This window comes from Nocardiopsis prasina DSM 43845, assembly GCF_000341265.1.
GTDB classification, from domain to species: domain Bacteria; phylum Actinomycetota; class Actinomycetes; order Streptosporangiales; family Streptosporangiaceae; genus Nocardiopsis; species Nocardiopsis prasina.
In genome coordinates this window covers 21,277-36,202 of record NZ_ANAE01000163.1, presented here as the reverse complement: position 1 = coordinate 36,202, position 14,926 = coordinate 21,277, and the positions used below count along the sequence as shown (strand labels likewise).

The following is a 14,926-nucleotide window of genomic DNA, read 5'->3' as shown; positions in this document are numbered from 1 at the left end:
GTGAATCCCGTACGTGAGGTCTTCGGTGGTTTCGGCGTTCTGCTGCGCGGTCTGGCGATCGTGCTCCGCAGACCACGCCTGTTCCTGTTGGGCGCGCTGCCCGCCCTGATCACGTCGCTGCTGTTCCTGGCGGCGCTGGTCACGTTGGCGGTGAACCTGACGGACCTGGTGGCGTGGGCGACGCCCTTCGCCCGGGAGTGGGACACCGTCTGGCAGGGCCTGCTGCGCGGCGCCCTGTCCGTGGGTCTGCTCGCCGGGGCGGTCCTGGTCATGGTGGTGGCGTTCACGACGGTCACCCTGGGCCTGGGCGCGCCGATCTACGACAAGATCGCCGAGCTGGTCGAACAGGAGCTGGGCGGGGCGCCGGAGGCCCCGGAGGAGTCCCTGGCCGCCGGGCTGGTCCGCTCGATCCGCCAGTCCGTGGGGATCGTGCTGGTCTCCCTCCTGGTGACCGCGGGCGCGTTCCTGCTGGGACTCATCCCGCTGGTGGGCTGGATGATCGGACCGGTGCTGACCGCCGTGATGGGCGGGTGGCTGCTGGGCGTGGAGCTCACCGCGAGCGCCTTCGACCGCCGCGGCCTGCTCCTGGTCCGCGACCGCCGCCGCTTCATGGGCACCCGGCGCTGGCGCGTGCTGGGCTTCGCGGTCCCCACGTACTTCCTGCTGGCGATCCCCTTCGTCGCCGTGGCGGTGTTCCCCGCGGCGACGGCTGGCGGCACCATCCTCGCGCGTGAGCTGCTGCCCGCCACACCCCAGGGCTCCCAGCCTCCCCAGGACCCGCGCACTCCTCCGCACCCCCACTCGCCCCCGCCCGAGCAGCCGCAGGGACCCCAGGGGGCGCCTCAGCCCCCGGGACACCCCTGACGGCCCCCGTGAACGCCGGAGGGGGCGGGCGACCCACCGGTCGCCCGCCCCCTCCTCCGTGTCTCCGTGCGGTCAGCGCAGACCGGGGCTGCGGCGCAGCGCCGTGGTGATCATGCGTTCCACGAGCGCGGCGTAGTCCAGGCCGGTGGCGCCCCACATCTGCGGGAAGGCCGACGACGGCGTGAAGCCGGGCATCGTGTTGAGCTCGTTGACGAGGATCCGCCCGTCCTCGGTGTAGAAGAAGTCCACCCGGGCCAGGCCCTCGCAGCCCATGGCCTCGAAGACGTCGGCGGCCATCGCGCGCAGACGGGCGGTGGCCTCCTCCGGGATCTCGGCGGGGATGGTCAGGCCGCTGGTGGACAGGTACTTGGCCTCGAAGTCGTAGAAGTCGAAGCCCTCCGCCACGTGCACCTCGGCGGGGAAGGAGACGTCGGGGGTGCCGCCGTCCTCGGACTCCAGCACGCCGCACTCGATCTCGCGGCCGATGACCTGCGCCTCCACCAGCACCTTCGGGTCGTGCTCACGGGCGGCCTCGACGGCGGCGATCACGGCGTCGGTGTCCGAGGCGTCGCTCACCTTGCTGATGCCGACGCTGCTCCCGGCACGGGCGGGCTTGACGAACACCGTCCGACCCAGCTCCGCGACGTCGTCCAGGACCTTCTTGCGCTCGGTCCGCCAGCTGCGCTCGGTGATGGCGACGTAGTCGCTGGTGGGGATGGAGTTGCCGACCAGCAGGGCCTTCATGAAGACCTTGTCCATGGCGGCGGCGCTGGAGAACACCCCGGCGCCCGCGTAGCGCACACCCATCATCTCGAAGAGGCCCTGGATGGTGCCGTCCTCGCCGAAGGGCCCGTGCAGCAGCGGCAGGACCACGTCGACCTCGGCCAGCCGCTGCGTGCCCTCGTTGGGGCTGACGGTCATGAGCTGACCCGCCGCGTCGAAGGGCAGCGCGATCTCGACGCCCTCCTCCGAGACGGTCGGCAGGGCCTTGGTCGCCGCGTCGATGCGCAGGCTCTCGGGGTCGCCGGAGGTCAGGACCCAGTTGCCGGTGGGCGTGATCCCTACCGGGACGACCTCGTAACGGTCCTGGTCGATGACGGACAGGACGCTGCCCGCCGTGACGCAGGAGATCTCGTGCTCGGAACTACGACCGCCGAAGACGACGGCGACCCGAATCTTGCGCTGCTCGGACGACATGCTGCCTGACCCTATCTCGCCTGCTGATGAATCCGGTACGGGCGAAAACCGCCCGTGTGTCACTTTCCCCCGTCGAGCGCCGCGAGGGCGTCCTCGATGAGGTCCTGGGGGTCCTCCAGGCCGATGGAGAACCGCACCGCGCCCGGCGAGACACCGGCTGCCGCCAGCTCGGCCCCGCTCATGTTCCGGTGCGAGGTCGAGGCCACGTGCCCGGCCAGCGTGTGCGTGCCGCCGAGGGAGGCGGCGATGGTGGCCACCCTCAGCCGATCGGCGAAGGCCATGCCCTCGTCCCGGCCGCCACGCGGGTGGACGGTGACCACGGCGCCGTGGCGGCCCTGGTCGAAGAGCTTCCCCGCGAGCGCGTGGCCGGGGTGCGAGGGCAGCGACGGGTGGTCGACCCGCTCCACGAGGGGGTGCCCCTCCAGGGCGGCGGCGAAGGCGGCCGCGGTCGCGCACTGGCGCTCGACCCGCAGCGGCAGGGTCTCCAGGCCACGGTGCAGCAGGTAGGCCTCGTCCGGGGCCAGGCACGGCCCGAGGTCGATCCGGGCCGAGCGGACGCGGTCGATGAGGTCGGGCGCGGCCACCGCCACGCCGCCGGTGGTGTCGCTGTGGCCGCCCAGGTACTTGGTGGCCGAGTGCACGACGACGTCCGCGCCGAACTCCAGCGGGCGGCAGACCGCCGGGGAGGCGAACGTGGAGTCCACCACCAGGGCGGCGCCCGCCTCGCGCGCGATCCGTGCCAGCCCGGGGAGGTCGGAGACGGTCATGGACGGGTTGGACAGGGTCTCGGTGAAGACCACCCGGGTCTCGGGGGTGACCGCCGCCTCGACGGCGTCCAGGTCGGTGATGTCCACGAAGTCCGTGCGGACGCCGAAGCGGCGCATCAGCCGGTCCAGCAGCGAGTACGTGTTGCCGTAGATCGAGCGGGAGGCCACCACGTGCGCGCCCGACTCGGTCAGGGCGAGCAGCACGGTGCTGATGGCCGCCATCCCGGAGGCGAAGGCCTGGCCGCGCACCCGGTCCGGGAGCCCCGCGCCCTCCAGCGCCGCGACCGCGTCCGCGAAGGCGTCCACGGTGGGGCTGTCGATGCGGGCGTAGGAGTAGCCGTCGCGCGTACCGGCCAGCACGTCGGCGAACCCCTGCGAGGTGTCGAACGCGTAGGTGGTGGCTCGGTGGACGGGCATCCGCATGGGGCGCTCGGTGGGGACCGGGGCCGCCGGGGCCCGGACCGCCCGCGTGTGCTCCCCCGCGCTCCCGGGACCGGGTGTGTGTGTCATCGTGCTCGCTCTCAGACCCCGTAGCGTTCCGGCTTGGTGCTGCGTGACATGAACGCCAGCAGCGCCTGGGCCGGACTCATGTCGTGGTGCATCATCTTGACGACGGACTCGGTGATCGGCATGTCGACCCCGTGGGTCCACCCGAGTTCGAGGATCGACTCGGAGGACTTGACCCCCTCGGCCGTCTGCCTGGTCTCGGCGATGACCTGTTCGAGGGTCTTGCCCGCGCCCAGTTTCTCACCGAAGGTCCGGTTCCGCGACAGCGGGGACGAGCATGTCGCCACGAGGTCACCCATCCCGGCCAGTCCGGACAGGGTGTGCTCGTCGGCGCCGAGGGTGACCGCCAGCCGGGTGGTCTCGGCCAGGCCCCGGGTGATCAGCGACGCCTTGGTGTTGTCACCGAACCCCATGCCCTCGGCCACGCCGACGGCCAGGCCGATCACGTTCTTCATCGCGCCGCCGATCTCCACGCCCACCAGGTCGGTGCTGGTGTACGGCCGGAAGTACGCGGACTTGCACAGCCCCTGGAGCAGGACGGCCGTCTCCTCGTGCGGGCACGCCACCACGGCGGTGGCGGGCTGGCGCTCGATGATCTCGCGGGCCAGGTTGGGCCCGGACACCACGGCGATCCGCTCCCGGGGCAGATCCAGGACCTCACCGACCACCTGGCTCATCCGCATGAGGGTGCCGAGCTCGACGCCCTTCATGAGGCTGACCACCACGGCGTCCTCGGCGATGTGCTCGCGCCAGGCGGCCAGGTTCTGCCGCAGGGTCTGCGAGGGGACGGCCAGCACCACGACCCGGGCGCCGGTCAGCGCCTCGGCCGGGTCCGTGGTGGCGCGCAGCCCCGCGTTGAGCGTGATCCCGGGGAAGTACTCCGGGTTCTCCGAGGACTCGTTGATCGCGTCGACGACCTCGGCCCGGCGCCCCCACAGGACCACCTCGGCCACGGGACCCTCGCCGTTCTTGCGCGCGAGGTCCGCGGCGTCGGCGACGATGTTGGCGAACGTGGTCCCCCAGGACCCGCTGCCCAGAACCGCGACCTTCACGTTGTCAGCGCTCATCTGGTCGGTCATGCCCCCGTGCTGTTCTTCCCGTTGTCAGTGTCGGCGTCGGCGCTCCGGGCGTCCTCCGGCTCCTCGGTCCCGCGCTCCGCGCGCCGGGCCTCGGCCTCCTGCTGGCGGGCCTTCCGGAAGTCGAAGGGCTCGGCGGGCGGCTGTTCGCCGCGGATCTCGGCCTGGAGCGCGGTGATGTCGGCCATGATCGCCCGGGTGGCGCCGTCCAGGACGGTCGCGGTGAGCGGCTTGTCCTGGAAGGCGGACAGGTCCACCGCCGGACCGGCGTGGAACTGGATGCGCTTGCGCGGGGGCAGCAGGCGCGGCTTCTTCTCACCGTAGGGAAGGATGTTCTGCTCGCCCCAGTGCGCGACGGGGATGACCGGGACCCCGGTGGTCAGGGCCAGCCGGGCCACGCCGTTCCTGGCGGTCATCGGCCAGAGTTCGGGGTCGCGGGTGCAGGTGCCCTCCGGGTAGAAGATCACCGACGAGCCGTCCTGGACCAGCGCCTTCTCGGCCTCGCCCAGCGCCTTGACCGCGTCGGCGCTGCCGCGCTTGATCGGGATCTGGCCGGTGCTCCTGGCCACCGAGCGGACCACGGGGATCTTCATGACCCCGTCCTTCATCGTGAAGGTCGGCCAGCGGCGGGCACCGATGTAGAGGAAGTGCGCGACCGTCAGGGGATCGGTCACCGACAGGTGGTTGGCGGCGATGATCACGCCGCCCTGCGCGGGCACGTGCTCGGTGCCCTTCCACTCGGGCTTGGTCACGAACCACAGGACGAACCGGACGATGCGGGACACGACCCACTTGACCCATCGCGATTCTCGTTGCTTGGCCACGGGGGACTCCTCACTTCTCGCTCCCGGCCCGGTCCGGACCACGGAAGCTCAACCGACTCAGTCTAGGACGTGTCCCGAAGTTCCGGGTTACGCCGTTTCCGGCCCGGACGGACACGCCCAGGGCGCCCGCGCCGCGCCGTACCCCGAAGGCCTACCCTCGTCACTGTCGTGGCCGTATCAACGTCCCGGGGGAACCGTGACCGGCTTTGGAGAGCGCGACGGGGCCCCGCGCGCCGGGGTGCGCTGGTCCCTGATCGTCCCAGTCAAGCACCTCGGCATGGCCAAGACACGACTGGCCCGGGCCGCCGGGGAGCGGCGGGAGGAGCTGGCGCTCGCGATCGCCTGCGACACGGTGGCCGCCGCGCGGACGTGCGCGGCGACGGCGGCGGTCTTCGCGGTGACCGAGGACCCCCGTGCGCGCGCCGAACTGTCGGAGCTGGGCGCGGTGGTGGTCGGCGGTGAGCCGGGCGGGGGGCTGAACCCCGCCTTGGAGCACGGAGCGCGGATCGCGGCCGGGAGACTGCCGGGATTCGGTGTGTGCGCGCTCTCCGCCGACCTGCCCGCGCTGCGGGCGGAGGAGCTGGAGCGGGTCCTGGCGGCCGCCTCCGGCCACGAACGGTCGTTCCTGGCTGACACACCCGGTGTGGGGACCACCCTGCTCGCCGCGGCGCCCGGCAGACTGCTGGCCCCGGCCTTCGAAGGGGCCTCACGCGCGCGCCACCTGGCCGGTGGGGCCCGGGAACTGTCCGTCCCGGGCGTGGAGTCGGTCCGGCGGGACGTGGACACCCCCGAGGACCTGGCGGCCGCCTCCGCGATGGGCGTGGGCCCCCGCACCCGCGCCCTGCTGGACCTCGCGCCGGTGGTCTCCCCCGACGCGGCCCGGCGTCGCCCCGGTCCCGAGGACGGTGGTCCGCACCCCGGACAGCACTCCGCCCGGGTCCCCTGACGGGAACCCGGGCGGGTACGCCTCTCCGCCTGACGGCGGCGAGACTACTTCTTGTCGCCGTTGACGAGCGCCTTGAAGTCAGCGCCAGCGCGGAACTTCGGAACGAAGCTCGCGGGGACGTTGATCGTGGCGCCAGTGGCGGGGTTGCGGGCGGTACGAGCCGCACGCTCGGACTTCTCGAAAACGCCGAAGCCCGTGATGGCGACCTTGTCGCCCGACGCCACGGTGGCCTGAATGGTCTCAAGCACAGCGTTGACCGCTTCGGTCGCGGTCTTCTTGTCTCCGAGACGGTCGGAGATCGCGTCGATCAGGTCACGCTTGTTCATAAGGTTCCTCCGGTTCCCCCTTGCTCGCACGAAATTAGGGGAAGCAGAGGCCCTTACACAAATACAAACGCCCACGGGCAAGGCGTGTCGGGGCCCTTCCGACCTGCGAGGTCACCCTCCGCGACGGATGTTGAGCAAGGGGAGGGGGTGGTGAACCAGCCCCTTTTGCCCCCTTCTGTGGGCCTCAAAAGCCTACGTATAACCGGATTCCGGGCTCCGGGCGCGCCGCGCTTAAGGACACAAAGACCGTAAGCGAACGCTCACGTCAAGTAAAGGTAAAATTATTCGGGACCGGGGGTGCGCTGAGTCACAGCGACCCCCGATCCCGTGTCGGAGAGGCGTTCCGGAACTAGAGCGTGACGGGCTTCCAGGGCTCCCGCGTGGTCTCGAACTCACCGATCTCGTCCGTGTGACGGAGGGTCAGGGCGATGTCGTCCAGACCCTCCAGCAGACGCCAGCGGGTGTAGTCGTCGAGCTCGAACGGCTCCCGCACGTCCGCCCCCGGGGCGCGCACCTCACGCGCCACCAGGTCCACCGTGACCTCGGTGGCGGGGTCGGCCTCGACGGCCGCCCACAGCCGGTCGATGACCTCCTGCGGCAGCAGGACGGTCAGCAGGCCGCCCTTGAGCGAGTTGCCCCGGAAGATGTCCGCGAAGCGCGAGGACAGCACGGTCTTGAAGCCGTAGTCCTGGAGCGCCCACACGGCGTGCTCACGGGAGGAGCCGGTACCGAAGTCCGGCCCGGTCACCAGGACGGACGCACCCTCGTACTCGGGGCGGTTGAGCACGAAGTCCGGGTCGGACTTGCGCCACTCGGCGAACAGGCCGTCCTCGAACCCCGTGCGGCTGACCCGCTTGAGGTAGACGGCGGGGATGATCTGGTCGGTGTCGACGTTGCTGGCGCGCAGCGGGACGGCCCGACCGGTGTGGACGTCGAACTTCTCCATGGGAGGACTCTCCTGACGGGGTCGGGGACTACTGCGGGTCCAGGTCGGCGGGCGAGGACAGGGTGCCGCGCACCGCGGTGGCCGCGGCGACCTGCGGCGACACGAGGTGGGTGCGGCCGCCCCGGCCCTGGCGCCCCTCGAAGTTGCGGTTGGAGGTGGAGGCGCTGCGCTCACCGGGCTTGAGCTGGTCCGGGTTCATGCCCAGGCACATCGAGCAGCCCGCCTCGCGCCACTCGGCGCCCGCGTCCAGGAAGACCTGCCCCAGGCCCTCCTCGTTGGCCTGCTCCTTGACCCGCATGGAACCGGGCACAACGAGCATCCGGACGCCGTCGGCGACCCTGCGTCCGCGCACGATCTCGGCGGCCGCGCGCAGGTCCTCGATCCGGCCGTTCGTGCACGAGCCGAGGAAGACCGTGTCCACGCTCACCTCACGCATCGGCGTCCCGGCCTTGAGGTCCATGTACTTCAGGGCCTTCTCGGCGGAAGCGCGCGCGGAGGGGTCCTCGTAGGACGCGGGGTCGGGCACCTCGGCGTCCAGCGGCACGCCCTGACCCGGGTTGGTGCCCCAGGTGACGAACGGGCTGAGCTCGTCGGCGTCCAGGACCACCTCGGCATCGAACTCCGCGCCCTCGTCGGTGCGCAGGCTCTTCCAGTGCTCGACGGCGGCGTCGAAGTCCGCGCCCTGGGGCGCGTGCGGGCGGCCCTGGACGTAGTCGAAGGTGGTCTGGTCCGGGGCGATCATCCCGGCACGGGCGCCCGCCTCGATGGACATGTTGCACACCGTCATGCGCGCTTCCATGGACAGGGCCTCGATGGCCTCGCCCCGGTACTCGATGACGTAGCCCTGACCGCCGCCGGTGCCGATCTTCGCGATCACGGCGAGGATGATGTCCTTGGCGGACACCCCGGGCCGGAGCGTGCCGTTGACGGTGACGGCCATCGTCCTGAACGGCTGCATCGGCAGGGTCTGGGTGGCCAGGACGTGCTCGACCTGGCTGGTGCCGATACCGAAGGCCAGGGCGCCGAACGCGCCGTGGGTACTGGTGTGGCTGTCGCCGCAGACCACGGTCATGCCCGGCTGGGTGAGACCGAGCTGGGGACCGACCACGTGCACGACGCCCTGGTCGATGTCGCCCATGGGGTGCAGGCGCACCCCGAAGTCGGAGCAGTTCTTGCGCAGGGTCTCGACCTGCTTGCGGGAGACCGGGTCGGCGATGGGGGCCAGGAGGTCCATCGTCGGGACGTTGTGGTCCTCGGTCGCGATGGTCAGGTCCGGGCGGCGCACGCCTCGACCCGCCAGTCGCAGACCCTCGAAGGCCTGCGGACTGGTCACCTCGTGGACGAGGTGGAGGTCGATGTAGAGCAGGTCCGGCTCGCCGTCGGCACGCCGGACGACGTGCTCCTCCCAGACCTTCTCGGCCATCGTGCGTGCCATGGGCGATCGCCCCTCTCGTGTGTCGCGTCTCGTGCTCGCCTCGTCACGGGGTGCTTCGCCAGGGCCGCTGGCCTCGCGCACGGATGTGCGGCCGACTTGCATTCCATATTTCGAGACGGCAATATCAAGCCATGGACAACTCTAGCTCATCCAGCGGTGTCGGTGTCCTGGACAAGACGATGTCCGTCCTCGACGCTTTGGAGTCGGGGCCCGCGTCGCTGGCCCAGCTGGTCCAGATCACCGGTCTGGCCCGCCCCACCGCCCACCGTCTCGCCGTCGCCCTGGAACGGCACCGCATGGTCACCAGGGACAGCCAGGGCAGGTTCGTGCTCGGGCCGCGCCTGGGAGAGCTGTCGATCGCCACCGGCGAGGACCGCCTGCTCGCCGTGGCCGCACCGGTCCTGGTCCAGCTGCGCGACCTGACCGGCGAGAGCGCCCAGCTCTACCGCCGCCAGGGCGACCTGCGCGTGTGCGTGGCCGCCTCCGAACGCAGCAGCGGCCTGCGCGACACCGTCCCCGTCGGCAGCGAACTGCCCATGAACGCCGGTTCGGCCGCCCAGGTCCTGCTGGCCTGGGAGGACTCCGACCGCATCCGCCGCTCGCTCGTGGGGGCCCGCTTCACCGCCGCCAGCCTCGCCCAGGTGCGGCGCCGCCGCTGGGCCCAGAGCGTCGCCGAGCGCGAGCAGGGCGTGGCCTCGGTCTCCGCCCCGGTGTCCGGACCCGGTGGTCGCGTGATCGCGGCGGTGTCGGTCTCCGGCCCCATAGAGCGCCTGACCCGGTCCCCCGGCCGCATCCACTCGCAGGCCGTGGTCTCCGCCGCCGAGAAGATCAGCGAGTCGCTGCACACCTACGAGGGCTCGCACTAACGGCCTTCCGGACACCTCGCCCCGCACCACGCCCTCCCGGACCGGAGACCCCGTCCGTCCCTCCCCCGCACCCCAGGAACGCACCCGTGNCCCCCCCGCCGTCGTTCCCGGACACCCCGCCCGCGCGACCGCGCCCGCGCCACGCCTCTCGCGCCCCCGTGAGGCCAGCGCCACGACACGGCGAAGCGCCGGCCCCGCCCCTGGACTCTTATTGACAGTCTGTCTAACATGACGGAATGTCTCACAAGAACGTGACCGGGGACACAGCCTCCCGGTCCGAGCTCGACGCCTTCCGTGAGCTGCAACAGCTCGCGTACCAGGCCGCCAGCGACGTGGCGGCCACCCTCGAACCCGGCGTGACCGAACGCGAGGCCGCCCGGCGGATCCGTGAACACCTGGAGGAACGCGGGGTCCAGGACTGGTTCCACACCCCCTTCGCCTGGTTCGGGGACCGCACCGCCTTCCGGAACTTCCACGTCCCGCTCCAGTTCTTCCCGACCGGACGCCGACTGGAGGAGGGCATGCCCTTCATCCTCGACTGCGCCCCCGTCCGGGACGGCTACGTCGCCGACATCGGCTACTCCGGTTACCTGGGCGAGAACCCCCTCCACGACCTCCTCATGGACGACCTGCGCGCGCACCGGGACCTGATCGTGGATCGGGTCCGCGCCGGCGACACCCTCCAGGACGTCTACCGCGCCGTGGACGCCCTCATCCGCGAACAGGGCTACGAGAACCGACACCGGATCTATCCGGGCCGGGTCATCGCCCACCAGGTCGGGAAGGTCGAGTCGCGGCTGCCCCGGGCGATCGTCGCGGGCTTCGGCGTCCGCTCCCTCCAGACCCTCTTCGGTGACCTCCTCGTCGAACGCGTGCACCACCGCTCCCCGCTGTGGGCCGACGGAGACGTCTCGGCGCACCCCGCCACCCCCGGCATGTGGGCGGTCGAACCCCACATCGGCTTCCGCGACATGGGGGTGAAGTTCGAGGAGATCCTCGTCGTCACCGAGGACGACGCCCACTGGCTGGACGACGACCTGCCGCACGTCCGCCGCTGGGCACGGACGTCCCCCGCCCCCACCGACACCAGCGAGGAGACCGCGACCGCATGAGCACCCGACCGCACCGCCACGTCACCGCCACCGACGGCCAGCGCCTGGCCGTCTACTCCGCCGGGGACCCGTCCGGGCCCACCCTCGTGCTGGTCCACGGCTACCCCGACAACGCCAGCGTCTGGGACGCCCTCGCGGCCGACCTGGCAGCCGACCACCACGTCGTCACCTACGACGTCCGGGGCGCCGGGCGTTCCACCGCCCCCGACGACCGCTCCGGCTACCTGCTGGGCCAGCTGGCCGACGACCTGCGCGCCGTGGTCGACTCCGTCAGCCCCGACCACCCCGTGCACCTGGTCGCCCACGACTGGGGCTCCATCCAGACCTGGCACGCCGTCACCGAGCCCGCCCACGCTCACCGCTTCGCGTCCTTCACCTCCCTCTCCGGCCCCGACCTCGACCACGCGGGCCACTGGCTCCGGGAGGCCCCGGACGGGGTCCGGAACGTGCTGCGCCAAGCCGTCCGCTCCAGTTACATCGGTTTCCTCAGCACCCCCGGACTGCCCGAGGCCGCCTGGCTCAGCGGGATCGGCGGCCTGGCCCTGGCCGCTCTGGAACACGTCGGCGGCGGCCCCCGCGTGCCCGCCAGGCGCACCACCCGCGACTACCTCAACGGGTTGGCCCTGTACCGCGCCAACATGCTCCGCCGCTTCACCCGGCCCACCGGGCGCCGCACCGGCGTGCCGGTGCAGGCTCTGGCCCCCACCCACGACGCGTTCATGGTCGACCAGGTCCAGTCCAACGCCGGGCGCTGGGCGGACGACTTCCGCTTCCACCGCTTCCACGGAGGACACTGGTCACTCCGTTCCCGTCCCGCTCCCGTGGCCCGCCGCGTCCGCGCGTTCGTGGCGGAGATCGAGTCCGGTGCGCCGCGCCCGGTCCGCAACCTCACCGCCCACCAGGCCCGCCGCCACGGCGGCGCGTTCGCCGGGCAGGTCGCCGTGATCACCGGGGCGGGTGGCGGCATCGGACGCTGTCTCGCCTTCGAGCTGGCCGAACGCGGCGCGCGGATCGTCGCCGTCGACGTCAACGGGCCCGCCGCCGAGCGCACCGCCGCGCTCTGCTCCCTGGTCACCCCCGGCTCCGCCGCCCGACGCGTGGACGTCACCGACGCCGCCGCCATGGACGAGCTCGCCTCGTGGGTGCGCGAGGAGTACGGGGTGCCCGACATGGTCGTGAACAACGCCGGGATCGGCGTGGCCGGACCCTTCCTGGAGGCGACCACTGAGGACCTCGAACGCGTCGTGGACGTCAACCTGTGGGGCGTGATCAACGGGGTCCGCGCGTTCGCCCCCATGATGGTGGAGAGCGGGGGCGGCGGCCGGATCGTCAACACGGCCTCCGCTGCCTCCTACCTGCCCTCACGCCTGTACGGCGCCTACTCGGCGACCAAGGCCGCGGTCCTGGCGCTCAGCCACTCCCTGCGCGGCGAACTCGCGGGCCGAGGGGTGTCCGTCACGGCGGTCTGCCCGGGCCTGATCGACACCGGGATCGTCTCCAGCGCCCGGGTGTCCGGCCTGGGCGAGGTCTCCCGCACCAAGGACCGGCTCAACCGGCTGTACCGGCTGCGCGGCTACACCCCGGAGAGGGCGGCCCGGCGGATCGCCGACGCCGTCGAGTCCGACCCGGAGATGGTCCCGGTCACCAGCGAGGCGCACATCGGACTGGCCCTGTCCCGGATCTCCCCGGCCGCCGTCCGCGGATACGCCCGTGTGGCCCCGCCGCTCTGAGCCGTCCCCCGCCCCTGCCCCTCTCCGACCCCCTCGACCCGTCACGGAGGCCGACCATGAGCGGTGACGACACCCTCGCACCCACCACACCCGTCGAGTCCGGCGCGGACGAGCCCGACCGGCTCGTGCTGCACGCCCGCGACGTCCGGTTCGACTGGAGTGAGCTGGACCTGCACTGGATCCCCGGCGAACCCTTCGCCACCCACGTGATCAACGTCCTCCACCTGCTGCTCCCGGAGGGGGAACGCTGGTTCGTGGAGGTCTTCAAGCAGGCCGTTCCGCACATCACCGACGACGAACTCCGCGGACAGGTGCTCGGCTTCATCGGCCAGGAGGCCGTGCACGCGGAGGCCCACGCGGGCGTCCTCGACCACATGGACGCGCACGGGCTGGACCCGCGCCCCTACGTGGAGCAGATCGCCTGGATGTTCCGGGTGGTGCTCGGCGACCGCGACCTGTCCGGCGACCGCGAGTTCGCCTGGCTGCGGACCCGGCTCGCGGTGATCGCCGGGATCGAGCACTACACGGCCGTCCTGGGCCAGTGGGTACTGGACGCCCGCAAGCTGGACGAGGTCGGCACCGACCCCACCATGCTGGACCTGCTGCGCTGGCACGGCGCGGAGGAGGTGGAGCACCGCGCGGTCGCCCACGACCTCTACGCACACCTGGACGGCGGTTACCCGCGCCGCGCCCTCGCCATGGGGGTGGCCGCCTTCGCGCTGGCCGCGCTCTGGGTGCGCGGGGTGCGGTTCCTGGTGGCCAACGACCCCTACCTCAGGGGCAGGATCGGGGGGCGCCGGCCGAGGGCCTCCTGGGCCGTACGGGACGGGAGGCGCGGCCTGATCCCGCGTCTGGGCCGACTGGCCCGGGCCATCCCCGAGTACCTGCGCCGCAGGTACCACCCCTCGCACTACGGTTCCACCAGCCAGGCCGTGGCCTACCTTGCGGTCTCCCCCGCCGCCCGGGCCGCCGACGCCGCGGGGCGGGAGGCCACTGAGCGGGAGGCCGCGGGCGGGGAGGGCGCACAGTGAAGAACACACCCCACTGGAACGCGGACGGTTGGGAACGGGGCGGCGGGAGGACCGCGCACAGCGCCGAGTCGTACGCGGCCCCGCGCCCTCCGGTGTCCCTGTTCGGCCGTGGCGGGCACCCCGACCGGTTCATGCTGGCCCTGGAGCGCGTGGCCGCGCGGATCGAGCCGCTCACCTCACGTTGGCGCCCCGGCCGACGGTCGCCCTCGCCCACCGGGGACCTGACGGTACGGGTCGCCCGCGTGGAACGACCCGCTCGGGACGTGGCGGCCCTCACCCTGGTCCCCGCGCGCCCCGGTGTCGCACTGCCGCGCTGGCAGCCCGGCCACCACGTGGACGTGGTGCTCGGCGACGGTGTGGTGCGCCAGTACTCCCTGTGCGGCGACCCGCGGGACCGTACCGCCTACCGGATCGCGGTGCGCCGTATCGACGGCGGCACGGGTTCGGGCCTGGCGCACGCACTCGCCGAGGGGGACGTTCTCACGCTGCGCGGGCCGCGCAACGCGTTCCCCTTCGCACGGGCCGACCGGTACCTCTTCGTGGCGGGCGGCATCGGCGTCACACCGGTTCTGCCGATGGTCCGCGCCGCGCACGCCGCCGACCGCCCGTTCCGGTTCGTCTACACCGGCCGGAGCCGGGAGAGCATGCCGTTCCTGGACGCGCTCCCCGCACCGTCCCGGGACGCGGACGTGACGGTGCGCCCCGACGACGAGTACGGGCCCCCGGACGCCGCCGAACTCCTCGCCGGGCTCAGCCCGGGCACGGCCGTGTACGTGTGCGGACCGGCCCCGCTGATCGACGCGCTGCGGCGACGGGTGCCCCCGGGCACCCCGTTCTTCTCCGAACGCTTCTCGCCGCCGCCCGTCGTCGACGGGCGCCGGTTCGAGGTGCGGTTGGGCCGCGCGGGGCCGGTGCTCCCCGTCCCGGAGGACGAGTCCGCCCTGGACGTGGTGCTCCGGGCCCGACCGGAGACCGCCTACTCCTGCCGCCAGGGCTTCTGCGGCACCTGCCGGGTGGGGTTGCTGTCCGGGGAGCCCCACAACCGTGACCGGCCCACCGGCGGGTCCCCGCGCGGCGCGGGGTTCGCCCTGTGCGTCTCCCGCGCCGACGAGGGCACACGGCTCGTGCTGGACCTGTGAGCGGTTCCCGGGGGCGGTAGTTTCGGAAGGGGTGCCCCGACGAGGAGGGGCCGGAGGGCTCGGGAGGTTACGACAGCGGTGGTGTCCCACAGGGCCGACCGTCACCAGGCGCGGGTGACGGGTTCAGCGGTCCCGGTCGACGGACCGGGTACCGGGCGGC

At 72.4% G+C, this 14,926-nt stretch carries 14 protein-coding genes; 7 read left to right on the top strand and 7 right to left on the bottom strand.

Translation table 11 applies throughout. From position 1 onward, the window contains the following. The gene (locus tag D452_RS0120050; protein ID WP_017545929.1) at positions 1–864 is read left to right on the top strand and encodes an EI24 domain-containing protein; all 864 of its coding nucleotides are present in this window, start codon (positions 1–3) and stop codon (positions 862–864) included. A 72-nt stretch (positions 865–936) separates the two neighbouring features. Here the strand turns inward: D452_RS0120050 and D452_RS0120045 are convergent, their stop codons facing one another. From D452_RS0120045 to D452_RS0120030, 4 genes are read right to left on the bottom strand one after another with little or no spacing between them, the layout of a single operon-like run. Further along, complete coding sequence (locus tag D452_RS0120045) at positions 937–2,061, bottom strand: D-alanine--D-alanine ligase family protein (RefSeq protein ID WP_017545928.1); 1,125 nt, start codon at positions 2,059–2,061, stop codon at positions 937–939. Positions 2,062–2,120: 59 nt separating this feature from the next. Next, positions 2,121–3,338, bottom strand: coding sequence for a trans-sulfuration enzyme family protein (locus tag D452_RS0120040; RefSeq protein WP_026129492.1), 1,218 nt, complete (start codon positions 3,336–3,338; stop codon positions 2,121–2,123). 11 nt (positions 3,339–3,349) lie between these two features. Next, positions 3,350–4,414: an NAD(P)H-dependent glycerol-3-phosphate dehydrogenase gene (locus D452_RS0120035; RefSeq protein WP_017545926.1), complete on the bottom strand. Its 1,065-nt coding sequence runs from the start codon at positions 4,412–4,414 to the stop codon at positions 3,350–3,352. Further along, the gene (locus D452_RS0120030) at positions 4,411–5,235 is read right to left on the bottom strand and encodes a lysophospholipid acyltransferase family protein (protein ID WP_017545925.1); all 825 of its coding nucleotides are present in this window, start codon (positions 5,233–5,235) and stop codon (positions 4,411–4,413) included. The genes D452_RS0120035 and D452_RS0120030 overlap by 4 nt, the downstream gene beginning before the upstream one ends. A 238-nt stretch (positions 5,236–5,473) precedes the next feature. Between D452_RS0120030 and cofC the strand changes: the two genes are divergently transcribed. Then, the gene (gene cofC, locus D452_RS0120025) at positions 5,474–6,181 is read left to right on the top strand and encodes a 2-phospho-L-lactate guanylyltransferase (protein ID WP_017545924.1); all 708 of its coding nucleotides are present in this window, start codon (positions 5,474–5,476) and stop codon (positions 6,179–6,181) included. Positions 6,182–6,225: 44 nt separating this feature from the next. Here the strand turns inward: cofC and D452_RS0120020 are convergent, their stop codons facing one another. The 3 genes from D452_RS0120020 to leuC all read right to left on the bottom strand — a co-directional run bounded on the left by D452_RS0120020 (position 6,226) and on the right by leuC (position 8,888). After that, on the bottom strand, positions 6,226–6,507 hold the full coding sequence (locus D452_RS0120020) for an HU family DNA-binding protein (protein ID WP_014910144.1): 282 nt from the start codon (positions 6,505–6,507) through the stop codon (positions 6,226–6,228). A gap of 349 nt (positions 6,508–6,856) precedes the next feature. Then, entirely contained in the window at positions 6,857–7,453 is a 597-nt protein-coding gene (gene leuD / locus D452_RS0120015) for a 3-isopropylmalate dehydratase small subunit (RefSeq protein ID WP_017545923.1), read from the bottom strand. A 28-nt stretch (positions 7,454–7,481) separates the two neighbouring features. Continuing rightward, the gene (leuC, locus tag D452_RS0120010; protein ID WP_017545922.1) at positions 7,482–8,888 is read right to left on the bottom strand and encodes a 3-isopropylmalate dehydratase large subunit; all 1,407 of its coding nucleotides are present in this window, start codon (positions 8,886–8,888) and stop codon (positions 7,482–7,484) included. Between the two features lie 179 nt (positions 8,889–9,067). On the opposite strand from leuC, the gene D452_RS0120005 reads away from it, so the two are divergent. The 5 genes from D452_RS0120005 to D452_RS0119985 all read left to right on the top strand — a co-directional run bounded on the left by D452_RS0120005 (position 9,068) and on the right by D452_RS0119985 (position 14,766). Beyond that, positions 9,068–9,754, top strand: a complete 687-nt coding sequence (locus tag D452_RS0120005) for an IclR family transcriptional regulator (RefSeq protein WP_017545921.1) — start codon at positions 9,068–9,070, stop codon at positions 9,752–9,754. Positions 9,755–9,990: 236 nt separating this feature from the next. Beyond that, positions 9,991–10,866, top strand: a complete 876-nt coding sequence (locus D452_RS0120000) for a M24 family metallopeptidase (RefSeq protein WP_026129491.1) — start codon at positions 9,991–9,993, stop codon at positions 10,864–10,866. Then, on the top strand, positions 10,863–12,596 hold the full coding sequence (locus D452_RS0119995) for an SDR family oxidoreductase (RefSeq protein WP_017545919.1): 1,734 nt from the start codon (positions 10,863–10,865) through the stop codon (positions 12,594–12,596). The genes D452_RS0120000 and D452_RS0119995 overlap by 4 nt, the downstream gene beginning before the upstream one ends. A gap of 56 nt (positions 12,597–12,652) precedes the next feature. Continuing rightward, positions 12,653–13,627 carry a metal-dependent hydrolase gene (locus D452_RS0119990; RefSeq protein WP_017545918.1) on the top strand — a complete coding sequence of 325 codons (975 nt, stop codon included), beginning with the start codon at positions 12,653–12,655 and terminating at the stop codon, positions 13,625–13,627. Beyond that, a complete protein-coding gene (locus D452_RS0119985) occupies positions 13,624–14,766 on the top strand; it encodes a PDR/VanB family oxidoreductase (protein WP_017545917.1) in 1,143 nt (380 codons plus the stop codon). The genes D452_RS0119990 and D452_RS0119985 overlap by 4 nt, the downstream gene beginning before the upstream one ends. Positions 14,767–14,926: the final 160 nt, after the last annotated feature.

Bases quoted from the DNA above. Each gene is read 5' to 3' on its own strand.
- D452_RS0120045 (WP_017545928.1), bottom strand. From the start codon at position 2,061: ATGTCGTCCGAGCAGCGCAAGATTCGGGTCGCCGTCGTCTTCGGCGGT.
- D452_RS0120040 (WP_026129492.1), bottom strand. From the start codon at position 3,338: ATGACACACACACCCGGTCCCGGGAGCGCGGGGGAGCACACGCGGGCG.
- D452_RS0120035 (WP_017545926.1), bottom strand. From the start codon at position 4,414: ATGACCGACCAGATGAGCGCTGACAACGTGAAGGTCGCGGTTCTGGGC.
- D452_RS0120020 (WP_014910144.1), bottom strand. From the start codon at position 6,507: ATGAACAAGCGTGACCTGATCGACGCGATCTCCGACCGTCTCGGAGAC.
- leuD (WP_017545923.1), bottom strand. From the start codon at position 7,453: ATGGAGAAGTTCGACGTCCACACCGGTCGGGCCGTCCCGCTGCGCGCC.
- leuC (WP_017545922.1), bottom strand. From the start codon at position 8,888: ATGGCACGCACGATGGCCGAGAAGGTCTGGGAGGAGCACGTCGTCCGG.
- D452_RS0120005 (WP_017545921.1), top strand. From the start codon at position 9,068: ATGTCCGTCCTCGACGCTTTGGAGTCGGGGCCCGCGTCGCTGGCCCAG.
- D452_RS0120000 (WP_026129491.1), top strand. From the start codon at position 9,991: ATGTCTCACAAGAACGTGACCGGGGACACAGCCTCCCGGTCCGAGCTC.
- D452_RS0119995 (WP_017545919.1), top strand. From the start codon at position 10,863: ATGAGCACCCGACCGCACCGCCACGTCACCGCCACCGACGGCCAGCGC.
- D452_RS0119990 (WP_017545918.1), top strand. From the start codon at position 12,653: ATGAGCGGTGACGACACCCTCGCACCCACCACACCCGTCGAGTCCGGC.